Origin of the sequence: Nevskia soli, assembly GCF_903970205.1 — a bacterium.
Classification (GTDB): Bacteria; Acidobacteriota; Terriglobia; order Bryobacterales; family Bryobacteraceae; genus Bog-113.
Map to the genome: position 1 here is coordinate 1 of NZ_CAJCHS010000450.1, position 3,828 is coordinate 3,828.

Consider the following 3,828-nt stretch of genomic DNA (forward strand, 5'->3'; position numbering starts at 1 on the left):
TGTAGCCTCAGGCGCCAATCGCGAAACTGCTTCGCCAACCCACTCAGATCCGATCGCCCAAACCCGGTCAACGCTTCCAGCGCATGGTCCGGAACCGCCGTCATGAAATACCGATACCGCACTCCCGATCGCGCGGTCATCCCGTCCAACGTAGACGCCTGCGCGCGATCGCGGCTGCGCATCGCCTCCAACTGACGCGACAGCTCCTCCGCTGTCATGGCGCCCGCGGCAGCTTTCTCCAGCTTCGGCAGGCATTCATTCAAGTCGCTCAGCGCCCGCTGCCGCCCGCTCAGAATCATCGCGACGATATCTTCATCGCCCTCGGTAAATCCATCCGCATAGACGGCCACCATAAAGCCGGTCGACCTTGTGTCGTAGCCGGGGGGCAGGGAATTTGGCATCGCTTTCTCAGTCTTGGCGGGAACCTCGATCCCTCCGCCATCGGGATACTCCAGCGCGTCCCCCCCGAATGAAGTCAACCGCTGCCCGTCGGCCGTCTCGACATAAGCCTCAGCCAGATAGGCCGTCGCCGCGGCGCCATGCAGGTTATGGACAACCGCCTGCCGTCCGCCATTCAGAGTCGGCTTATACTCCAGCGTGAGTTCCTTCACATTCATCGAATTCGCCGCAGCCAGGGACGTCGCAACCAACAAAGGAATGCCGTAAGCTCGATAATTCACTGCCACCGTCTGCATTCTACTGTTTTGGCAGGCAGCATGCACCTTTAAAGGTATGTCCGGAAACAAACCCTCGCCCCTCCAAAAACTCGCCGATTCGGAAGTCGGTAACACTCTCCAGACGTTCCAGAAGTCCATCATGGGTCCTGGCGATCTCGACGGCAGGCAGAAAATCCTCGCCTACCTCGCCGCGTCGTTCGTGAATGAATCCGCCTACTGCGTCACTCACTACCGCGCGCTCGCGCTCGACGCCGGATACAGCGAAGACGATCTGCGAGCGGTTCAAACCGAGCAGGACCACCTGCTGACTCCCATCGATCGCGCCACCGTTCGCATCGCCCGCGAGCTAACCAGCACCAGCACTCTTGACGACGTCGACTCCAACCTCATCGACATCTTTGACGACAAAGCCTTCATTGAATTAGTCGCCGTCGTTTCGCTGGCGAATTTCGATAACCGCTTCTACAACGCGCTCGGCATCCAGCAATATGAAGGGCAGACTTCCGCGGCGTCTCACCACCCATAGTGGCCGTTCTGATTGGAGTCAACCCGGTTCTCGAAGCGCTCCGCGCGGGTCATCCGCTTGACCGCATCCTGATCGCCAAAGGCGCCGGAGGGACTCGGATCCAGCAAATTGTCGACCTCGCCCGGACCGCGACCACTCCGGTGCGCTTCGAGCCGCGCGATGCGCTCGATCGCCTGGCCGGCAGCGGCGTTCATCAAGGCGTAGTCGCATTAGGAGCCGCCCAAAAGTACGCCGAGTTAGATGACGTCATCACCGGCGCCCGCATGCTGGTGATTCTGGATGGAGTAGAAGATCCGCATAACCTGGGAGCTATCGTCCGAACCGCCCACGCAGCCGGGGCCGACGCGATCGTGATCCCCGAGCGCCGTGCCGCGGGCCTGACTGAAACCGTAGCGAAAGCCGCGGCCGGCGCGCTGGAGCACTTGCCGGTAGTTCGGATCGTCAACATCAACCGCACTCTCGACCAGTTGAAGAAGGCAGGTTTCTGGATCTACGGCCTGGATGAGCGCGGCAGCGTGAACTACGCGACAGTAGACTGGAATAACCCAGCCGCAATTGTCCTTGGGGCGGAAGGCCGCGGTCTGCACGAGTTAGTCCGCAAGAACTGTGACGTATTAGTTAGTATCCCGATGGCCGGAGCGATTGCATCGCTAAATGTGTCCGTGGCCGCGGGCGTAGTCCTGTTCTCCTGGCGCGCGAAACAGTCCGGCTAGCCCTACATAAAGACTATTTCAATCTCTCGCGATCAGTGTTACTCTCATCACACCCAACATGCCGGCTGAATCTAGGGTCGTATTCCCCAAACGCTGGAGCACGACGGTCTGGGTGACCGCTGCGTCGCTCTTTGTCGCCATATGTTATGCCTTCACGTTGGCTCTGGGCCTTCTTTGCATCGCATTTGCCCTGTTGACCCTGAAGTCGGTCGAACTCGCGCCTGCTTCGATTCTCTTGCTTTCCGCGGCCGCTGTGTTCGGCATCGTGATCGTCTGGTCAGTATTCCCGCGCCACGATAAATTCGATCCTCCCGGCGTTCGCATCGACCTCGCGGATCACCCGCGCCTCGCATCGGAAATCAACCGCATCGCCGCGGCCTTCGACCAACGGCTGCCTGACGATATCTTCATCACGCCCCAGGTAAGCGCCTGGGTGGCGCAACGCGGCGGTATTCTCGGTCTTGGAAGCCGCCGCGTTATGGGGCTCGGCCTGCCTCTGATGCAAGTTCTTTCGGTCTCGCAGCTCCGCGCCGTACTTGCGCATGAATGCGCGCATTACTACGGAGGCGACACACGCCTCGGCCCCTGGCTTTACACCAGCCGTTCCGGCATGGCAAGGACGTTGACCAATCTAACCAAGACCGAAGGATTAAATGCGGTCCTCCGGCGGCTTCCCTACGTCGGTATCGTCTACAGTGGATTGGTTATCCTGATTCATCTCCAATTCAAACTGTTCTTACGGATTACTTTTCTCATGTCCCGCCAACAGGAATACCGGTGCGATGAACTCGCCTGCCGTCTGACCGGATCCGACCCTCTCATGTCCGGATTACAGTCTATCGTCGGCGCCGCGGGGTTGGAGAACCTATATTGGCAAAACGTCGTTCTGCCGGTGATTCAAACGGGCTATCGACCTCCGCTCGCCGAAGGCTTCAGCTCGTTCCTTTCGGATACGAAAATCGAGGAAGCTAGAAACGTTCGAATCAAGCTGGCGTTGAAGAAGTCGACCTCCGCCATCTACGATTCGCACCCGCCGCTGCCGTCGCGCCTTTCGCGCATGCGTGCGGTCAATGAGCCGGACACTAATCCAGCAGATCAATCTTCGGTTTCTTTATTCAACAATCTAAGTGATCTGGAAGTCGCTTTGGCCCGCTTCTTATTTCGGGATACACCTGTGGAGAAAGCTACTCCGCTGGCTTGGAATCGATTAGGTACAACGGCGTTTGCACCGGTCTGGCGGCAATCTCTCACCGCACATCAGTGGTTCTTCGCCGGGAAGACCGCCGGAGACTTAGTCGAGCTAGCGAAATCTCTACCAGAGCTAGCGAAATCGATACGCAATCCGCCACGCCGGTTGCTAGATCAGACACAACGACTTTCGTTAGCGAATCATCTTCTAACGAACGCGTTTACATTGACACTAAATGACCACGGATGGGAATTCTATACTCGGCCTGCGAGCGCTTATCTGACAAAAGGACCTCACCAGATCGATCCCAGAGGCATTGTACAAGGCATCGTAGCTGGGACTACAACTTCGGATGCCTGGCGGAAACTTGCCGGCTCTTATGGGATCGATCAACTTCCGCTGCTCACCTCGAACCTCGCGGCTGAGTAGTGACAAAGCTGGAGCGGGTCCGCCGCCCCGGCTTCCTCCCTGATAAACTAATCATATTCAGGCTGAAGTACCTTTGACCTCCCGCTTCCTCTCCCTCGCCCTTCTTTCCTTCCTCATCATTCCCGCCGCCTCAGCCGCCGATCTCGTCCAGCTCGATTCCAGCGAAGCGCTCTTCACCGTTCTCGCCGCCGCCAACGCAGCTGGTTATGATGGCGGACTCGCCAGCTCCCCGGAAATCCGGCGTCAGGTGCGCGCGCAGGTCGAAGCGTCGCACGCGGCCGTCATCGCCGAATT

The 3,828-nt window shown here is 58.6% G+C and carries 5 protein-coding genes; 4 read left to right on the plus strand and 1 reads right to left on the minus strand.

Annotated features, from left to right (window positions below; genetic code table 11):
• On the minus strand, positions 1 to 680 hold a 680-nt coding region (locus tag H1Y01_RS19195), incomplete at its 3' end, for a hypothetical protein (RefSeq protein ID WP_180542450.1).
• A 52-nt stretch (positions 681 to 732) separates the two neighbouring features.
• Between H1Y01_RS19195 and H1Y01_RS19200 the strand changes: the two genes are divergently transcribed.
• From H1Y01_RS19200 to H1Y01_RS19215, 4 genes are all read left to right on the plus strand, one after another.
• Complete coding sequence (locus H1Y01_RS19200; RefSeq protein WP_180542452.1) at positions 733 to 1,203, plus strand: carboxymuconolactone decarboxylase family protein; 471 nt, start codon at positions 733 to 735, stop codon at positions 1,201 to 1,203.
• Positions 1,203 to 1,916, plus strand: coding sequence for a 23S rRNA (guanosine(2251)-2'-O)-methyltransferase RlmB (rlmB, locus tag H1Y01_RS19205; RefSeq protein ID WP_180542454.1), 714 nt, complete (start codon positions 1,203 to 1,205; stop codon positions 1,914 to 1,916). The genes H1Y01_RS19200 and rlmB overlap by 1 nt, the downstream gene beginning before the upstream one ends.
• Positions 1,917 to 1,974: 58 nt before the next feature.
• Complete coding sequence (locus H1Y01_RS19210; protein ID WP_180542456.1) at positions 1,975 to 3,534, plus strand: M48 family metalloprotease; 1,560 nt, start codon at positions 1,975 to 1,977, stop codon at positions 3,532 to 3,534.
• 73 nt (positions 3,535 to 3,607) lie between these two features.
• On the plus strand, positions 3,608 to 3,828 hold a 221-nt coding region (locus H1Y01_RS19215), incomplete at its 3' end, for a hypothetical protein (protein ID WP_180542458.1).

Coding starts and splice junctions, on each gene's coding strand:
- H1Y01_RS19210 (WP_180542456.1), top strand. CDS start 1,975: ATGCCGGCTGAATCTAGGGTCGTATTCCCCAAACGCTGGAGCACGACG.
- H1Y01_RS19200 (WP_180542452.1), top strand. CDS start 733: ATGTCCGGAAACAAACCCTCGCCCCTCCAAAAACTCGCCGATTCGGAA.